Raw genomic sequence first — 15,149 nt, forward strand, 5'->3', positions numbered from 1 at the left:
CGCGCGATTCGGGAAGCGGCGCAAAGCGTCTTTCCCCCTATGACTTGTGACCAAATGCCCTTAGGGCGAGGGCAATAAAGGACACAGGGACATTCATGGCCGACGAAAAACCGACCGCATTCACCACGCGCGAGGCGCTGTTCTATCACGAGACGATCCGTCCCGGTAAGATCGAGATCATCGCGTCGAAGCCCATGGCCAGCCAGCGCGATCTCAGCCTGGCCTATTCGCCGGGCGTGGCTGCGCCGGTCGAAGCGATTGCGGCAAACCCGCAGGATGCGGCGAAGTATACGGCGCGTTCCAACCTCGTCGCGGTCATTTCCAACGGCACTGCGATCCTCGGCCTCGGCAACCTCGGCGCGCTCGCGTCGAAGCCGGTGATGGAAGGCAAGGCAGTCCTGTTCAAACGCTTTGCCGACGTGGATTCGATCGATATCGAACTCGACACGGAAGACCCCGACAAGTTCATCGAGGCGGTCGCGCTGATGGAACCGACGTTCGGTGGCATCAACCTCGAAGACATCGCCGCGCCCGAGTGCTTCATCATCGAGCAGGCCCTGCGCGAACGCATGAACATTCCGGTCATGCATGACGACCAGCACGGCACCGCGATTATCGCGGCCGCTGGCCTGATCAACGCCTGCCATCTGAGCGGGCGCGAGCTCAAGGACTGCAAGATGGTGGTCAACGGCGCGGGCGCCTCCGCGCTCGCGTGCACCGCGCTCATCAAGGCGATCGGCATCCCGCACGAAAACGTGATCGTATGCGACCGTTCGGGCCCGATCACTCCGGGTCGCGAAGGCGTCGACCAGTGGAAGAGTGCGCATGCCGTCGCGACTTCGGCGACCAGCCTCGAAGAAGCGCTCGACGGGGCGGATATTTTCCTCGGCCTGTCGGCCGCCGGTGCGCTGAAGCCGGAATGGGTGGAAAAGATGGCCCCCAAGCCGATCATCTTCGCCATGGCCAACCCGGTACCCGAAATCATGCCGGAGGATGCCAAGGCGGTCCGCCCCGATGCCATCATCGCGACCGGGCGCAGCGATTATCCCAACCAGGTCAACAATGTCCTCGGCTTCCCATTCATCTTCCGCGGCGCGCTCGACGTGCAGGCGACCGCGATCAACGAGGAAATGAAGGTCGCCGCCGCGCGCGCCATTGCAAAACTCGCCCGCGAACGCGTGCCCGAAGAAGTCGCCGCCGCTTACGGCGTCACGCACCAATTCGGCGAGGAATACATCATTCCCGCCCCCTTCGATCCGCGCCTCATGGAAGTCGTCTCCAGCGCGGTGGCACAGGCGGCGATGGATTCCGGCGTCGCCCAGGCCCCGATCGAGGACATGGACGAATACCGCCACAAGCTGAAAGCGCGCCTCAACCCGACCACGGCTGCGCTCACCAATATCTACGACCTTGCCAAGGCCAATCCCAAGCGCATGGTCTTTGCCGAAGCGGAAGAGGAAGTGGCCCTGCGCGCCGCGATCCAGTTCCGCGATTTCGGATACGGAGAGCCGATCCTGGTGGGCCGGACCGACAAGGTCCGCGAAAAGCTGGTCGAGCTGGCGGTGGAAGATCCCGACGACTGGATCATCGAAAACTCCAAGGTGTCGGACAAGGTCCCGCCCATGGTGGACTATCTCTACAAGCGCCTGCAACGCCGCGGCTATACCCAGCGTGACGTCGCCCGCATGGTCAACCAGGAACGCAACGTCTTCGCCGCCCTGCTGGTGGCGTTGGGGCATGGTGACGGAATGATTTCGGGCCTCACCCGCACCTTCGCCCAGACCGCGCGCGAAGTGGGACGGGTGCTGGACGAAAAGCCCGGTGCGGTGCCCTTCGGCATCCACATGATGATCGGCAAGAACCACACGACTTTCCTCGCCGACACCACCATCAATGAACGCCCCACGGCAGAACAGCTTGCGCATATCGCGCGCGAGACCGCTGCGGTCGCACGCCGTATGGGCCACGAGCCGCGCGTCGGCTTCATGTCCTATTCCACCTTCGGCAATCCGTCGGGCCAGTGGCTCGGCAATATCCGCGATGCGGTAGCGATCCTCGATGCCGACGATACGGTGAACTTCGAATATGAAGGCGAGATGGCGCCCGATGCCGCGCTCAACCCCAAGGTGATGGAGCTTTATCCCTTCAACCGCCTGTCCGGGCCGGCCAACGTGCTCATCATGCCCGGCCTGCAATCGGCGAACCTGTCGGCCAAGCTGCTGCGCGAGCTGGGCGGGGAAACGACCGTCGGCCCGATGATGATCGGCATGGAAAAGCCGGTCCAGATCGCGCCCATGACGGCCATCGCGCCGGACATTCTCACGCTGGCGGTGCTGGCGAGCGCGGGCGTGCTGGGCTGATCCGGTGATCGCTTCGCAGCGGCACCTGTTCTCGATTCCGGAGGACGTCCACTACCTCAACTGCGCCTACATGGCGCCGTTGTCCCACGCGGTCAGCGCGGCGATGGTGGAGGGTGCCCGGCTGAAAGAGCAGCCGTGGAATTTCTACCCGCAGGACTTCTTCTCGCTGGTCGAGACGTTCCGCGAAAAGGCGGGGCGGTTGGTGGGCACAGCGCCCGACAACCTCGCCGTCGTGCCTTCGGTCAGCTATGGCCTCGCCGTCGCAGCCGCGAACCTGTCGGTCCGGCAGGGGCGGCGCGTGGTGACGCTGGGCGAGCAATTCCCGTCGAATGTCTATCCCTGGCAGGAACTGGCCCAGCGCGAGGGAGGCGAGGTGATCGCCGTCCGGCGCGAGGCCGATGCCTGCTGGACCCAAGCCGTGCTGGACGCGATCGACGCGGATACCGCTATCGTCGCCCTGCCGCATTGCCACTGGGCCGACGGGCGCGTGGTCGACTTGGTCGCGGTGGGCGAGAAATGCCGCAGTGTCGGCGCGGCGCTGGTCCTCGACCTCACCCAGTCGCTTGGCGCAATGCCGATCGATTTCGATGCCGTGAAGCCCGATTTCGCGGTGGCGGCCTGCTACAAATGGCTGATGGGCCCCTATGGACTCGGCATTCTCTACGTCGATCCAAAGCACCACGGCGGACGGCCGATCGAACAGAACTGGATCAATCGCGCCGGATCGCAGGATTTCACCCGGCTCGTCGACTATCGGGACGATTACCAGCCGGGTGCGCGCCGTTTCGATATGGGCGAGAAGTCCAACGCGCCCTCGATGATGGGGGCAGGCGCCGCCCTCGATTTCCTGCTGGATCATGGCGTCGGGCAGATTGCGGAGACTTTGGCTTTCAAGACCACACGCCTTGCCGAAAAGGCAGCGCAACTGGGTCTTACCTCCGCCCCTGTCGGCAAACGAGCGCCCCACTTCCTGTCGCTGGAGTTTCCAGACGGGTTGCCGGACGGCCTCACCGAAAAACTGGGCGAAGCGAAGGTCTTCGTCTCCGCTCGCGGCCAGTCGCTGCGTGTGACGCCGCACCTCTACAATACCGAGGCCGACGAAGAGGCGCTCCTGGCGACCCTGCGCAAGGTCCTCGGCTAGCTGCGAGCACCGTTCGTCGAGCGATCTGCAATCCTGACATCGCGGTTCACGCGCGCGCAAGCCACGCGGCGACAGGGGGCGCAGCAACAGGGTTCGCAGAACAAGGAAATTCCCATGAAGAAGATATTCGCAATGGCTGCGCTTGGCGCAGGCATGATCGCCGTCCCGTCGGTTGCGCAGGCGCAGAACGCTGCTCCCGGCGGCCTGCACATCGGCGTCATCGGCGGTTACGAAGGTCTCGATGTCGATGCCGAAGACGGCAGCGCCACCGCCAGCGCCGACAATGCGGTCTACGGCATCACTGCCGGTTACGACCTTTCGCTCGGCAGCGCCTTCGTCGGTGTGGAAGGCGAAATCTCGACCAGCGACGGTACGACCAGCTTCCCCGACAGCTTCGGCGGTGCGCGGGAGGGTCTGGAAACGAACGGCCAGTATTACATCGGCGCGCGCGCCGGTTTCGCCGTGACGCCGGGCATCACCGCTTACGGCAAGGCCGGCTACACCGCGCTCGACACTACCGCCTTCACCGAGAGCGGATCGCTGTCCGATCTCGATGAAAATGCCGACGGTTTCCGCTTCGGTGGCGGCCTGCAGGTCCAGCTTCCCGGACCGTTCGAGGCACGCCTCGAATATCGCCGCTCCAACTACAACAACCTGGCCGATATCGACCAGGGCGATGCCACGACCGACCAGGTCGTCGCCGGCCTCGGCGTGCGCTTCTAAGCCTTAGTAAGGCAGGTCCTTGCCGGTGTAGTCGACATAGCGGAAGCCGCTCTTACCCGCGGCGCCCTCGACCACATCGGCAAGGCCTTTCACGCTTTCATCGACGGTGATCTTGGCGTTGGGCCCGCCCATGTCGGTCTGGACCCACCCCGGATGGAGCGCGAGCGTGGCGATGGCGCGCGGGCCCGCGTCCTGCTCCGAAACGCCCTTCGCCAGCATATTGAGCGCCGCCTTGCTGGTGCGGTAGAGTTCGAACCCGCCAGAGCTGTCTTCGATCGAACCCATGAGCGAGGTCATGAAGGCAAGCGTGCCGCCGTCCGAAATATGCGGCAGCACGGTCTTGGCGAGATGCACCGGGCCGAAGGCGTTGGTCATCATCACCTCGGCCACCTCGTCAGCAGTCGCTTCGACGGCCGACTGGTGCTTGGCCCCGGTGATTCCGGCATTCACGATCACCGCATCGACCTTGGTATCGAAGCCTTCGAAGGTTTCGGACTTGGTCACGTCCATGGTCTCGATGCGCACGTCGTCGAGCGCGTGAAGCTCGTCGCTTGTGGATCGTTCGGTCGCGATGACGTCCCAGCCGCGGCTCTTGAATTCCCTGGCGAGGCCAAGGCCGATGCCGCGCGACGCGCCGACGATGAGGATTGTCTTGCTCATTGGATTTATCCTTTCGCCGGATAGACCAGCGTTTTCAGGTTCATGAATTCATGCAGGCCGTGGTGCGACAATTCGCGCCCGAAGCCCGATTTCTTGATGCCACCGAAGGGCGCTTCGATCTTGGAGCCGTTGACGGCATTGAATGTCGTCATCCCCGCCTCGATGCGGTTGGCGAACGCCTCGCGTTCCTCCTCGTCCTTGGTCCAGACTGCCGAACCAAGTCCGAAGGGGATGGCATTGGCAATGGTGATCGCCTCTTCGATATCTGCCGCTTTGTAGATCTGGCCGACGGGGCCGAAGATTTCGTCCGTCCCGGTCTCGCTGGCGAGGGGTACGTCGGTCAGCAATCCGGCGGTCATCCACGCACCGTCGCGGTCCAGCTTTTCGCCCCCGAACAGGAGGGTGCAGCCTTCTTCCTTCGCCTTGGCGACCTGGTCGAGCACGGTATCGCGCTGCGCTTCGCTCGACAGCGGGCCGAGCTCGGTATCGTCATCCATCGGATCGCCGAGATTCACGTCCTTCAGCGCCGCGATGAATTTCTCGGCGAAGGCGTCGTGGATGTCGGCATGGACGATGGTGCGCTTGCCGCAGATACAGGACTGGCCGTTGTTCTGGATGCGCGCGAAGACCGCGTCCTCCACCGCCTCGTCGAGATCGGCGGATGGCATGACGATGAAGGGATCGCTGCCGCCGAGTTCCAGTACGACCTTCTTCAAGTGTTTGCCCGCCTGCTGAGCCACCGCGCTGCCCGCGCCTTCGCTGCCGGTGAGCGTGGCGGCGACGATACGCGTGTCGGCAACCACGTCGCCGATGGGATCGGAGGAAACGCACAGGTTCTGGAACAGGCCTTCCGGCCCGCCTGCCTCGAGGACCAGCTCTTCCATGCGGTGCGCCACGCCCTGCACGATGCTGGCGTGTTTCAGCACACCGACATTGCCTGCAAGGATGGTCGGGGCAAGGAAGCGCACGACCTGCCAGAAGGGAAAGTTCCACGGCATCACCGCGAGCACAGGGCCTTGCGGCAGCCAGCGCCCCTCGGCGCGGCCGCCGTCCGACAGGTCCCAGAATTCCGATTCCAGCATCGGCGGACCGGCCTCGGCGAAATGGCGGAAGAGGCTGGCGCACTTCTCGACCTCGCCGCGCGCCTGCGTGATCGGCTTGCCCATTTCGGTCACCGCGAGGCGGGCCAGTTCTTCCTTGTCGCTTTGGTAAAGGTCGCCGAGCGCGGAGAGCAATTCCACCCTTCTCTCGATCGGGCTGGTGCGCCAATCGCGATAGGCGCGCGTAGCCGTCTCAAGCTTCGCGTCGATCCCGTTGTCGTCGAGCGTTTCGTAAGTGGCGATGCTTTCGCCAGTGGCGGGGTTGGTCGTGGTAATCAAGCGGGCGCTCCTTTGGGCGTATACCCGTTCAATCGCCGCGCCCTGCCATGCGTTCCGCGCTTATTTTCGGCGGAAGCGGAAGTACCAGACCTCGTGGCCATAGGTGTTGCGCGCCTTGTGCTCGTAACGCGTCTCGCACCAGCCAGAGGGGCGGTTCTCCCAACTCTGGCGGCCATCGACCAGCCACTCGAAATCATTGTTAAAACGGCGCATGACCATCAGCGCGTGGCGCAGGTAAACCGGGTGGTCGGTGCCGAAGCGGAACTCGCCGCCGGGCTTCAATTTGTCCGCGATCATGCGGACCGGCCCGTCGTTCATCATCCGGCGCTTGGCGTGCTTGGCCTTGGGCCAGGGGTCGGGATGGAGGAGGTAGAGCATGGTCAGGGCGCCGTCGGGCACCCGCGCGAGCGCCTGCAGGGCATCGCCGTGCTGGATGCGCACATTGGCGAGGCCGCCGTCCCGGATATGGGTCAGCGCCTGCGCCACGCCATTGAGGAAGGGCTCGGCCCCGATGAAACCGTGGTCGGGCAACAGGTCGGCGCGATAAGCCAGGTGTTCGCCCGCGCCGAAGCCGATCTCGAAATGCAGCGGGCGGTCAAAACCGAACAGGCGCTCCGCCGTGACGGGGCCTTCGGTGGGCACTGCGATCTGGGGCAGCAGCTTTTCGACCAGTTCCTGCTGGGCGGCGCGCAAGGGCTTGCCCTGGCTGCGGCCATACAGCCGGTTGAGTGTAGTCGGATCGCCTTCCTTGAATGCTGACATGGGGCGCGGCGCTAAGCCGATTGCGCCCGACTTGTCCAGAGGCTGGCGAGGGCTTGCCGCTTGTGGCTGGCGCGAAACGAGGGCTAGGCGTGGAAACGAAATGGCCGACACTGCCTCTCATCAAACGCGCGGCTTGCGCATTGCGGTGCTGATGACCTGCCATAACCGGCGGGCGACGACACTTCAGTGCCTGACCGCGCTGGCCCGCCAGCAGGGGTTTCGCGAAGAGGATCTCTACCTTGTCGATGACGGGTCGCAGGACGGCACAGATGGGGCTGTGCTCGCGCTGATGCCGCAAGCCCATGTCATCGAGGGCGACGGCACGCTGTTCTGGAACGGCGGCATGCGGCTGGCGTGGGAGCAGGCGAGGGCGGCCGAAATGCAATACGACTGGTTCTTCTGGCTGAACGACGATGTCGAGCTTTTGCCCGGCGCGCTGGAAAACATGCTGAGCGATGCCGACCGATCACGGGATCAGCACGGCGCGGTGATCTGCGCAGGCGCGACGATTTCGCGCGGGCCGGAGCGTGAGGTCACTTATGGCGGACATCTCAGGCCGAACCCTGGACGCCGTCCGCTGAGGATGAGGCTGGCCCTGCCGAATGGCGAGCCGCAAAGGGTCGATACGATCAGCGGCAATGCGATGCTGGTGTCGAAGTCCGCCTTCGAGCGCCTCGGCTCGCTCGATCCGATGTTCGAGCATATCTACGGCGACCTCGATTATGGCCTGCGTGCCGGGGCTGCCGGCATCCCTTGCGTACTTGCGGGCAAGCCGGTCGGCTTTTGCGAGGCCAATTCGGTAGCGGGCACTTCGCTCGATCCTGCGCTATCCAAGTTCGCGAGACTGCGCGAGCGCTGGCGTGAGGCCGGTGCAATCCACGGGCGGGACTGGCGGCGCTTCGTGGCGAGATACAGCCCATCGCCGCTCACCCGGTTGGGCCATCGTCTTTCGCCCTATGCCCGTATCCTGCTGGACAAGCCCCGCAGATAGCGAAAAGGCCCGGCATCCCTTGCTCGGGGCCGGGCCTTCACTCGCTGTCCAAGCGGTTGATCGGATCAGGCGGCTTCCGCCTCTTCGTTCGGGTCGCGCAGGACATAGCCGCGGCCCCAGACGGTTTCGATGTAGTTCTCTCCGCCGCAAGCATGGCTCAATTTCTTGCGCAGCTTGCAGATGAAGACGTCGATGATCTTGAGTTCGGGTTCGTCCATGCCGCCATAGAGGTGGTTGAGGAACATTTCCTTCGTCAGCGTGGTACCCTTGCGGAGCGAAAGCAGCTCCAGCATGGCGTATTCCTTGCCGGTCAGGTGGACGCGGGCGCCGTCGACTTCGACGGTCTTCGCATCGAGGTTCACGGCCAGCTTGCCGGTACGGATGATCGACTGGCTGTGGCCCTTCGAACGGCGCACCACGGCGTGGATGCGGGCGATCAGTTCTTCGCGATGGAACGGCTTGGTGACGTAATCGTCGGCGCCGAAACCGAAGCTGCGGATCTTGCTGTCCATTTCGGCAATGCCCGAAAGGATCAGGACCGGGGTCTGCACCTTGGCGACGCGCAGCTTCTTGAGCACGTCGTAGCCGTGCATGTCCGGCAGGTTGAGGTCGAGCAGGATGATATCGTAATCATACAGCTTGCCGAGATCCAAACCCTCTTCGCCCAGATCGGTCGAATAGACGTTGAACCCTTCGGTAGTCAGCATGAGCTCGATAGCCTTGGCGGTTGTCGGCTCGTCTTCGATCAGCAGTACACGCATGGGTCTGGTCCCCCCTTGCCCCTGTTTGCGGTAACCCCCTGTAAAGAGGTGTTGCCCGTTGTTAACCACAGCAGGTCTGAACGGAAAAGGTTAACGTGGAGTAAAAAGGGTTAACATTTTTCAGTGTTGCAGATGGGACTCACAATGATTTCAGCTTCTTCTCGCGCCGACGCTGCGCGGAAGAGCCGATGCCGATGGCCTCGCGGTACTTTGCCACGGTGCGCCGGGCGAGGTCGAAACCCTCTTCATTGAGTAGGTCGGCCAGTTTCTGGTCGGACAGGACCTTCTTCGGGTCCTCGCCGTCGCACAGCGTGCGGATACGTGCCTTGATCGCTTCGCTACTGGCGCCTTCGCCATCTGCGGCCCCGACGCCGCTGGAGAAGAAGTACTTCATCTCGAAGGTGCCGCGCGGGCAGTGGAGGTACTTGTTGCTTGTCACGCGGCTGACCGTGCTTTCGTGCATTTCGATTTCTTCTGCCACCTCGCGCAGGGTCAGCGGGCGCATGGCCGATACGCCTTCGCGGAAGAAACCCTCCTGCCGCTTCACGATTTCGCTGGCGGTCTTGAGGATGGTCTTCTGCCGCTGGTCGAGCGCGCGGATCAGCCAGTCGGCCTCGCCCAGCTGTTCGTTGAGCCATTTGCGTGACGCCTTGTCCCGCGCGCCCGATTCCAGTTCCGTGTAATACTCGCGGTTCACCACCAGGCGCGGCAAGCTCGCCTCGTTGATCCGGATCGACCATCCGGTCTTGCCTTTGGGAGTGACGAGAACGTCGGGCACCACTGCCGCCTCGCTCGCGCCGCCGTACTGGCAGCCGGGCTTGGGATCGTAGCCTTTCAATTCGGCCAGCATGTCGGCGAAATCTTCGTCGTCGACATCGCACAGGCGCTTCAGCCGGGCGATATCGCCATTGGCCAAGAGGTCGAGATTGTCGATCAGCCGCGCCATGCAGGGATCGTAACGGTCCGCTTCCTTGGCCTGCAGGGCCAGGCATTCGCTGATCGACCGTGCGCCGACGCCGGTGGGATCGAGCGACTGGACCAGCTCCAGCGCGCGCTCGATTTCCGCCAGCGGTGCGCCAAGCTCGTCCGACAGGTGGCGGAGTTCCGCCTGGAGGTATCCGGCCTCGTCGAGTTCATGGATGATGCGCGTTGCGATCAGGGCTTCGCGTCCGTCGTGCGCCTGCGCGCCGACCTGCTCCATCAGGTGCTCTGCCAAGGTGACCCCGTCCGAGCCGCGATTTTCGAGGTCGGGCATGTCATCGCCAAGACCGCCACCACTCGCTGCCTGCCCCCAGTCGCCCATGTCGCCGGGGGCGGCTTCGGGATCGAGCGCGTGCTGCGCGATGTCGAGCGCGGCCTCGCCGTCGGGGCCCGGGGCGCTGTCATGTTCGTCGGGTGATGTCTCGGGCGCGTCCTCTCCGGCCTCGCGCCGCGTTTCCCCGATTTCGAGCAGCGGATTGCTGTCCAACGCTTCGGCAACGAAAGTTTCGATTTCCAGATTGGATAGCGCCAGCAGCTTGATCGCCTGCTGCAATTGCGGCGTCATGACGAGCGATTGCGTCTGCCGTAGGTCTAGCCTCGGACCGAGCGCCATAGGTCAGCTCCGGACGCGCGCCGTCGTCACAGCGTGAAGTTTTCGCCGAGGTAGAGGCGCTTGACGTTTTCGTCCGCCACCAACGCCTCCGGCGTTCCGGCAAACAGGACCTGTCCGCCATATATGATGCAGGCGCGGTCCACGATCTCCAGCGTTTCGCGCACGTTATGGTCGGTGATGAGCACGCCGATGCCGCGGGTCTTCAGATCCTTCACGAGGTCGCGGATGTCGCTGATCGAGAGCGGGTCGATGCCTGCGAAGGGTTCGTCCAGCAGCATGATCGACGGCTTGGCCGCCAGCGCGCGCGCGATTTCCGCGCGGCGGCGTTCACCGCCGGACAGCGCCATCGCGGGGCTGGAGCGCAGGCGGGTCAAGCCGAATTCGCCGAGCAGGCGCTCCAGCTCCGCTTCGCGCGTCGCGGCGTCAGGCTCTACCATTTCGAGCACGCAGTTGATGTTCTGCTCTACCGTCATGCCGCGGAATATGCTGGTTTCCTGCGGCAGGTAGCCAAGGCCAAGGATCGCCCGGCGATACATCGGCAGCTTGGTAACGTCTTCGCCGTCCATCAGGATGCGGCCCGCATCGGGGCGAACGAGGCCCATGATCGAATAGAAGCAGGTCGTCTTTCCGGCACCGTTGGGACCCAGAAGGCCGAGCACTTCGCCCTTGCCGACCGACAGAGAAATGTCGGTAAGGACTGCGCGCTTGTCATAGCTCTTGGCGATGGAAATGACTTCCAAACCACCTTGCGGGATGGGCGGGGCGGCATCGTGCACCGCAACGTTTTCAGGGCTCATGGTGAGATCTGCCATAGGCGTGGCCATAGCACGCGTGACGTCTCTGGAAACCCCGCACAGGTGAGGAATCGACGAACTGGCAGGATTTATGCATGGACGTCATGGAAGCCCTCTCGCGAGGCGCGTGGGTAATATATCGGAAGCCGCTTGCCAGAGTTTGGCAATTTTGAAACAATGCGAGTCGGAGAGAAAATACGGGGAGACGCCTGATGGGCAAGGCAATCGACGACGCAGCCGCAGCCGAAACGCACGACACGGGACACCACCGCGACCTGCGACGGGCGATGAGCGACAATGTCGCCTACGCGCTGATCGTTTACACCGCCTTGCAGATTTTCATGACCGTCCACGCGATGAAGCAGGGCGTGTCCTCCATCCTTCCTTATCTCGCGCTCGTTGTGCTCGTGGCCGGTATCATTCCCGCCTGCCGCTGGTTCGAGAAGCGCTGGATCAATCTGTCGGACGCCGAAGCGGCCGATCCGAATATGATGGGTGCTTTCCGCCGCGACCAGGTCATGCTCTGGGCCCTGGCCATCGGCTTGCCCGTATTGCTCACCGCGGCATTCAAGCTGGCCTTTGCCTGAGCTTGCAGGCGCAGCCTTGGCCCTCTAGCCGGACCCCAACTGGGTTCAGCGGAGTTACTTCTACATGATCGATACCGACACCGCGCTGGCGCGCTGCGAGGACCTCGTGGCGCTGGCCCGTTCCCTCGGAGCGGATGCGGCGGACGCCGTGGCGCGTGCGGATTCCTCTGAAAGCGTGACCGTCCGGCTGGGCGAACTGGAAGAGGTAGAGCGTACCGAAAGCGAAGAGATCGGCCTGCGCGTATTCGTGGGCAAGCGCTCCGCCTCGATCCACACCAGCGACTTCGCGCCCGAGGGATTGAAGGCGCTCGCCAAGCGCGCGGTCGAAATGGCTCGTCATGCACCCGAAGACCCCTATGCCGGGCTGGCCGACGCGAAGGACCTTTTCAGCGGCGAAATGCCCGATCTCGACCTGTTCGACGATACGCAGGTCGAACCTGCTGCCTTGCGCGAAGCGGCGCGCGCCACCGAAGAAGCGGCGCGGGCAGTCGAGGGCGTCACCAACAGCAATGGCGGATCGGCCAGCGCCGGCCAGGCGGTGGTCGCGCTGGTAACGTCGGAAGGCTTCGCACGCGGCTATTCGGGGACAGGTTTTTCGCTGTCAGCCAATGTCATAGCGGGCGAGGGCAGCGACATGCAGACCGACTACGCCTCGCGTAGCGCGCGTCATTATTCGGACCTGCCGTCGCCCGAGGAAATCGGGACGAAGGCCGGGGATCGCACCGTGGCCAAGGTCAATCCAGGATCCGTGCCCAGCGGCAAGATGCCGGTCATCTTCGATCCGCGTATCGGCGCGGGCCTGCTCGGCCACCTGATCGGCGCGATGGGTGCGCCTGCGATCGCGCGCAAGGCCAGCTTCCTGCTCGGACATGAGGATAACGAGCTGTTTGACAGCGGTATCCGTATTGTCGAGGATCCGCTGCGCGTTCGCGGGATGCGCTCGCGCCCGTTCGATGGCGAAGGCGTTGCCAGCAAGCCGCGCGCCCTCGTTGAGAACGGACGGATTTTCGGCTGGCTGAGCAATGTCGCTTCGGCCCGGCAGCTCGACCTCGGCCTGACCGGCCATGCGGCTCGTTCGGGTGGCGGATCGCCAGGCGTCAGCGCCAGCAACGGCCACCTCGAAGCGGGCGAGGCAACGCCCGAAGAGCTGATGGCCGACATTGCCGATGGCCTATATGTCACTGGGCTATTCGGTCAGGGAGTCAACATGGTCACCGGCGATTACAGCCGCGGCGCAACCGGCTTCCGCATCCGCAATGGCGAGATCACCAGCCCCGTGGCGGAAATCACCATTGCCGGAAATCTACTGGAGATGTTCCGCGCCATGACGCCTGCCAACGACCTCGAAATGCACAAATCGATCAACGTTCCGACCATTCGCGTCGACGGCATGACGGTGGCTGGCGAGTGATGCGCTGGCTTGCCGCCCTTTCGCTGGCATTCGCCACGCCTGCGCTCGCGATCCTTCCGTCCGCTCCCGAACCGGTCGCCGAGGAAGCGCCGCCTGAAGCGCCTGCACAGGAAATCGACGCCACCGTCGATGAAGGGGCGGATGAACGCATTGCGGAGCGTATCGAGGGAATCTTCGCCGAGCTTCCTGCCTTCCGGCAGGTGGAAGTAGGTGTGAGCTCGGGCGTGGTGACCCTTTCCGGAGTTGTGCCCGACCAGGATGCCATCTCGCGCGCCGAGGCCATTGCCGGGCGCGTAAGCGGCGTCGTCACCGTCGAGAACGACCTTGAACGCGATGTCTCGATCGCGGCGCAGGGCGAAGGCCTGAACGCGCTGGCCGATCGCTGGTCGCAATTTCTCGCCATGCTGCCGCTCATCGGGCTGGCGCTCGGCGTTTGGGCGGGCATTGCCCTGGTCGGCTACCTGATCGCTGGCCTCGGGGCGCTGTGGCACAGGATCGCGCCGAACAGCTTCCTTGCCGAACTTATTGCCAGCGCCATCCGCTTCGTCTTCGTCGTCGGGGGCCTGGTCGTGGCGCTGGACATGATCGGCGCGGCGGCCCTTCTCGGTGCCGTGCTGGGCGGTGCAGGTCTTATCGGTCTCGCTCTCGGTTTCGCGCTACGCGACACGATCGAGAATTACGTCGCCTCGCTCATGCTGAGCTTGCGGCAACCCTTTCGCGCCAACGACTGGGTCCTGATCGGCGACCTGGAAGGGCGCGTAATCCGCCTGACCAGTCGCGCGACGATCCTGATGACGCTCGATGGCAACCACCTGCGCATTCCCAACAGCCAGGTTTTCAAGGCGGTCATCACCAATTTTACGCGCAATCCGCAGCGCCGCTTCCAGTTCGAATTGGGCGTAGATGCGGATGACGATGCGCGCGCCGCCCGCAAACTTGGACGCGAAGTGCTCGAAGGGCTGGATTTCATCCTGCCCGAACCAGCGCCCGAGGCACGCATCATCGAGGTTGGCGATTCGAACGTAGTGATCCGCTTCCTCGGCTGGATCGACCAGAACGAGACCGATTGGTGGAAGGCGCAGAGCCAGGCCATCCCGGCGGTGAAGGAAGCGCTGGAAGAGGCTGGCTTCGGACTGCCCGAGCCGATCTATCGCCTGCGCTTCGATCCGCGTTCAGCCACCCTCCCGTTCGAGAACCGTGCCGAAGGAACGCGCGAGAAAGAGCAGGAGGCCGTGGCGCAAAAGGCGCCGCAGATCACCGTTACCGAAGCCGACGAGGACGTGCGGCCTGTCGACGAGATCGTGGAGATGGTCGAGGAAGAACGGCGCCAGACCGGCGGCGAGCAGCAGAAGGACCTGCTCGACCGCGCGCGGCCTGTAGAGTGACTTACTTGTTCGCTTCGTAGCGTTCGATCGCTTCTTCCACGATCTTGCGCGCTTCGGCGGCATCGCCCCAAGCGCCCACGCGAACCCACTTTTCGGCTTCGAGATCCTTATAGTGGGTGAAGAAGTGCTCGATCTGCTGGAAGATGATGCTCGGCAGGTCCTTGGTTTCGCCCACGTCCGAATAATAGGGGAACGTGGTGTCGACCGGCACGCAGATCAGCTTCTCATCGCCGCCATGCTCGTCTTCGAGGTTCAGCACGCCGATCGGGCGCGCGCGCACGACGCAGCCTGCGATGAAGGGCGAACGCGCGATGACAAGCGCGTCGAGCGGGTCGCCATCGGGGCTGAGCGTGTGCGGCACGAAGCCGTAGTTCGCCGGATAGCGCATCGGCGTGTGCAGGATGCGGTCGACGAATAGCGCGCCGCTTTCCTTGTCGAATTCGTACTTCACCGGTTCGCCGCCGGTGGGCACTTCGATGATGACATTGAGGCTTTCGGGCGGATTGTCGCCAACGGGGATCATGTCGATGCGCATGGATACTCTTCTTCCGATTTTTCTGTTCGCCCCTCTCCCCAGAAAGACTTCGCGGGGCCGATAGCG

The 15,149-nt window shown here is 63.8% G+C and carries 14 protein-coding genes; 7 read left to right on the forward strand and 7 right to left on the reverse strand.

All coding sequences use genetic code 11. The features are described from left to right. Positions 1–95 precede the first annotated feature (95 nt). From CVE41_RS08535 to CVE41_RS08545, 3 genes are all read left to right on the forward strand, one after another. Complete coding sequence (locus CVE41_RS08535; RefSeq protein WP_100260259.1) at positions 96–2,360, forward strand: NADP-dependent malic enzyme; 2,265 nt, start codon at positions 96–98, stop codon at positions 2,358–2,360. 4 nt (positions 2,361–2,364) lie between these two features. Then, entirely contained in the window at positions 2,365–3,501 is a 1,137-nt protein-coding gene (locus CVE41_RS08540; RefSeq protein WP_232725616.1) for an aminotransferase class V-fold PLP-dependent enzyme, read from the forward strand. 114 nt (positions 3,502–3,615) lie between these two features. Then, a complete protein-coding gene (locus CVE41_RS08545) occupies positions 3,616–4,224 on the forward strand; it encodes an outer membrane protein (RefSeq protein ID WP_100260260.1) in 609 nt (202 codons plus the stop codon). A gap of 3 nt (positions 4,225–4,227) precedes the next feature. Here the strand turns inward: CVE41_RS08545 and CVE41_RS08550 are convergent, their stop codons facing one another. From CVE41_RS08550 to trmB, 3 genes are read right to left on the reverse strand one after another with little or no spacing between them, the layout of a single operon-like run. After that, positions 4,228–4,884, reverse strand: a complete 657-nt coding sequence (locus CVE41_RS08550; protein ID WP_100260261.1) for an SDR family NAD(P)-dependent oxidoreductase — start codon at positions 4,882–4,884, stop codon at positions 4,228–4,230. A 5-nt stretch (positions 4,885–4,889) separates the two neighbouring features. Then, positions 4,890–6,263 carry an NAD-dependent succinate-semialdehyde dehydrogenase gene (locus CVE41_RS08555; protein ID WP_100260262.1) on the reverse strand — a complete coding sequence of 458 codons (1,374 nt, stop codon included), beginning with the start codon at positions 6,261–6,263 and terminating at the stop codon, positions 4,890–4,892. 60 nt (positions 6,264–6,323) lie between these two features. Further along, positions 6,324–7,025, reverse strand: coding sequence for a tRNA (guanine(46)-N(7))-methyltransferase TrmB (gene trmB / locus CVE41_RS08560; RefSeq protein ID WP_100260263.1), 702 nt, complete (start codon positions 7,023–7,025; stop codon positions 6,324–6,326). Positions 7,026–7,176: 151 nt separating this feature from the next. Between trmB and CVE41_RS08565 the strand changes: the two genes are divergently transcribed. Next, positions 7,177–8,016 (forward strand): glycosyltransferase family 2 protein, encoded by an 840-nt coding sequence (locus CVE41_RS08565; protein ID WP_232725617.1) that lies wholly within the window; start codon positions 7,177–7,179, stop codon positions 8,014–8,016. 65 nt (positions 8,017–8,081) lie between these two features. Here CVE41_RS08565 and ctrA read toward each other — a convergent pair whose 3' ends face one another. The 3 genes from ctrA to lptB form a co-directional block, all read right to left on the reverse strand. Next, entirely contained in the window at positions 8,082–8,777 is a 696-nt protein-coding gene (gene ctrA / locus CVE41_RS08570) for a response regulator transcription factor CtrA (RefSeq protein WP_090477376.1), read from the reverse strand. A 139-nt stretch (positions 8,778–8,916) separates the two neighbouring features. Then, positions 8,917–10,371 (reverse strand): RNA polymerase factor sigma-54, encoded by a 1,455-nt coding sequence (gene rpoN, locus CVE41_RS08575; protein ID WP_100260265.1) that lies wholly within the window; start codon positions 10,369–10,371, stop codon positions 8,917–8,919. Between the two features lie 26 nt (positions 10,372–10,397). Continuing rightward, positions 10,398–11,168: an LPS export ABC transporter ATP-binding protein gene (gene lptB / locus CVE41_RS08580; RefSeq protein ID WP_408633972.1), complete on the reverse strand. Its 771-nt coding sequence runs from the start codon at positions 11,166–11,168 to the stop codon at positions 10,398–10,400. A 209-nt stretch (positions 11,169–11,377) separates the two neighbouring features. Here lptB and CVE41_RS08585 point away from each other — a divergent pair, with 209 nt between their 5' ends. The 3 genes from CVE41_RS08585 (at position 11,378) to CVE41_RS08595 (ending at position 14,548) form a co-directional block, all read left to right on the forward strand. Beyond that, positions 11,378–11,752 (forward strand): hypothetical protein, encoded by a 375-nt coding sequence (locus CVE41_RS08585; protein ID WP_100260267.1) that lies wholly within the window; start codon positions 11,378–11,380, stop codon positions 11,750–11,752. Between the two features lie 64 nt (positions 11,753–11,816). Then, on the forward strand, positions 11,817–13,163 hold the full coding sequence (locus CVE41_RS08590) for a TldD/PmbA family protein (protein WP_100260268.1): 1,347 nt from the start codon (positions 11,817–11,819) through the stop codon (positions 13,161–13,163). Next, positions 13,163–14,548 carry a mechanosensitive ion channel domain-containing protein gene (locus CVE41_RS08595; protein ID WP_100260269.1) on the forward strand — a complete coding sequence of 462 codons (1,386 nt, stop codon included), beginning with the start codon at positions 13,163–13,165 and terminating at the stop codon, positions 14,546–14,548. The genes CVE41_RS08590 and CVE41_RS08595 overlap by 1 nt, the downstream gene beginning before the upstream one ends. A 1-nt stretch (position 14,549) precedes the next feature. On the opposite strand, the gene ppa is transcribed toward CVE41_RS08595, so the two are convergent. Further along, positions 14,550–15,083 (reverse strand): inorganic diphosphatase, encoded by a 534-nt coding sequence (gene ppa / locus CVE41_RS08600; protein WP_100260270.1) that lies wholly within the window; start codon positions 15,081–15,083, stop codon positions 14,550–14,552. Between the last annotated feature and the right edge of the window lie 66 nt (positions 15,084–15,149).

Origin of the sequence: Qipengyuania seohaensis (genome assembly GCF_002795865.1) — a bacterium.
GTDB lineage: Bacteria > Pseudomonadota > Alphaproteobacteria > Sphingomonadales > Sphingomonadaceae > Qipengyuania > Qipengyuania seohaensis.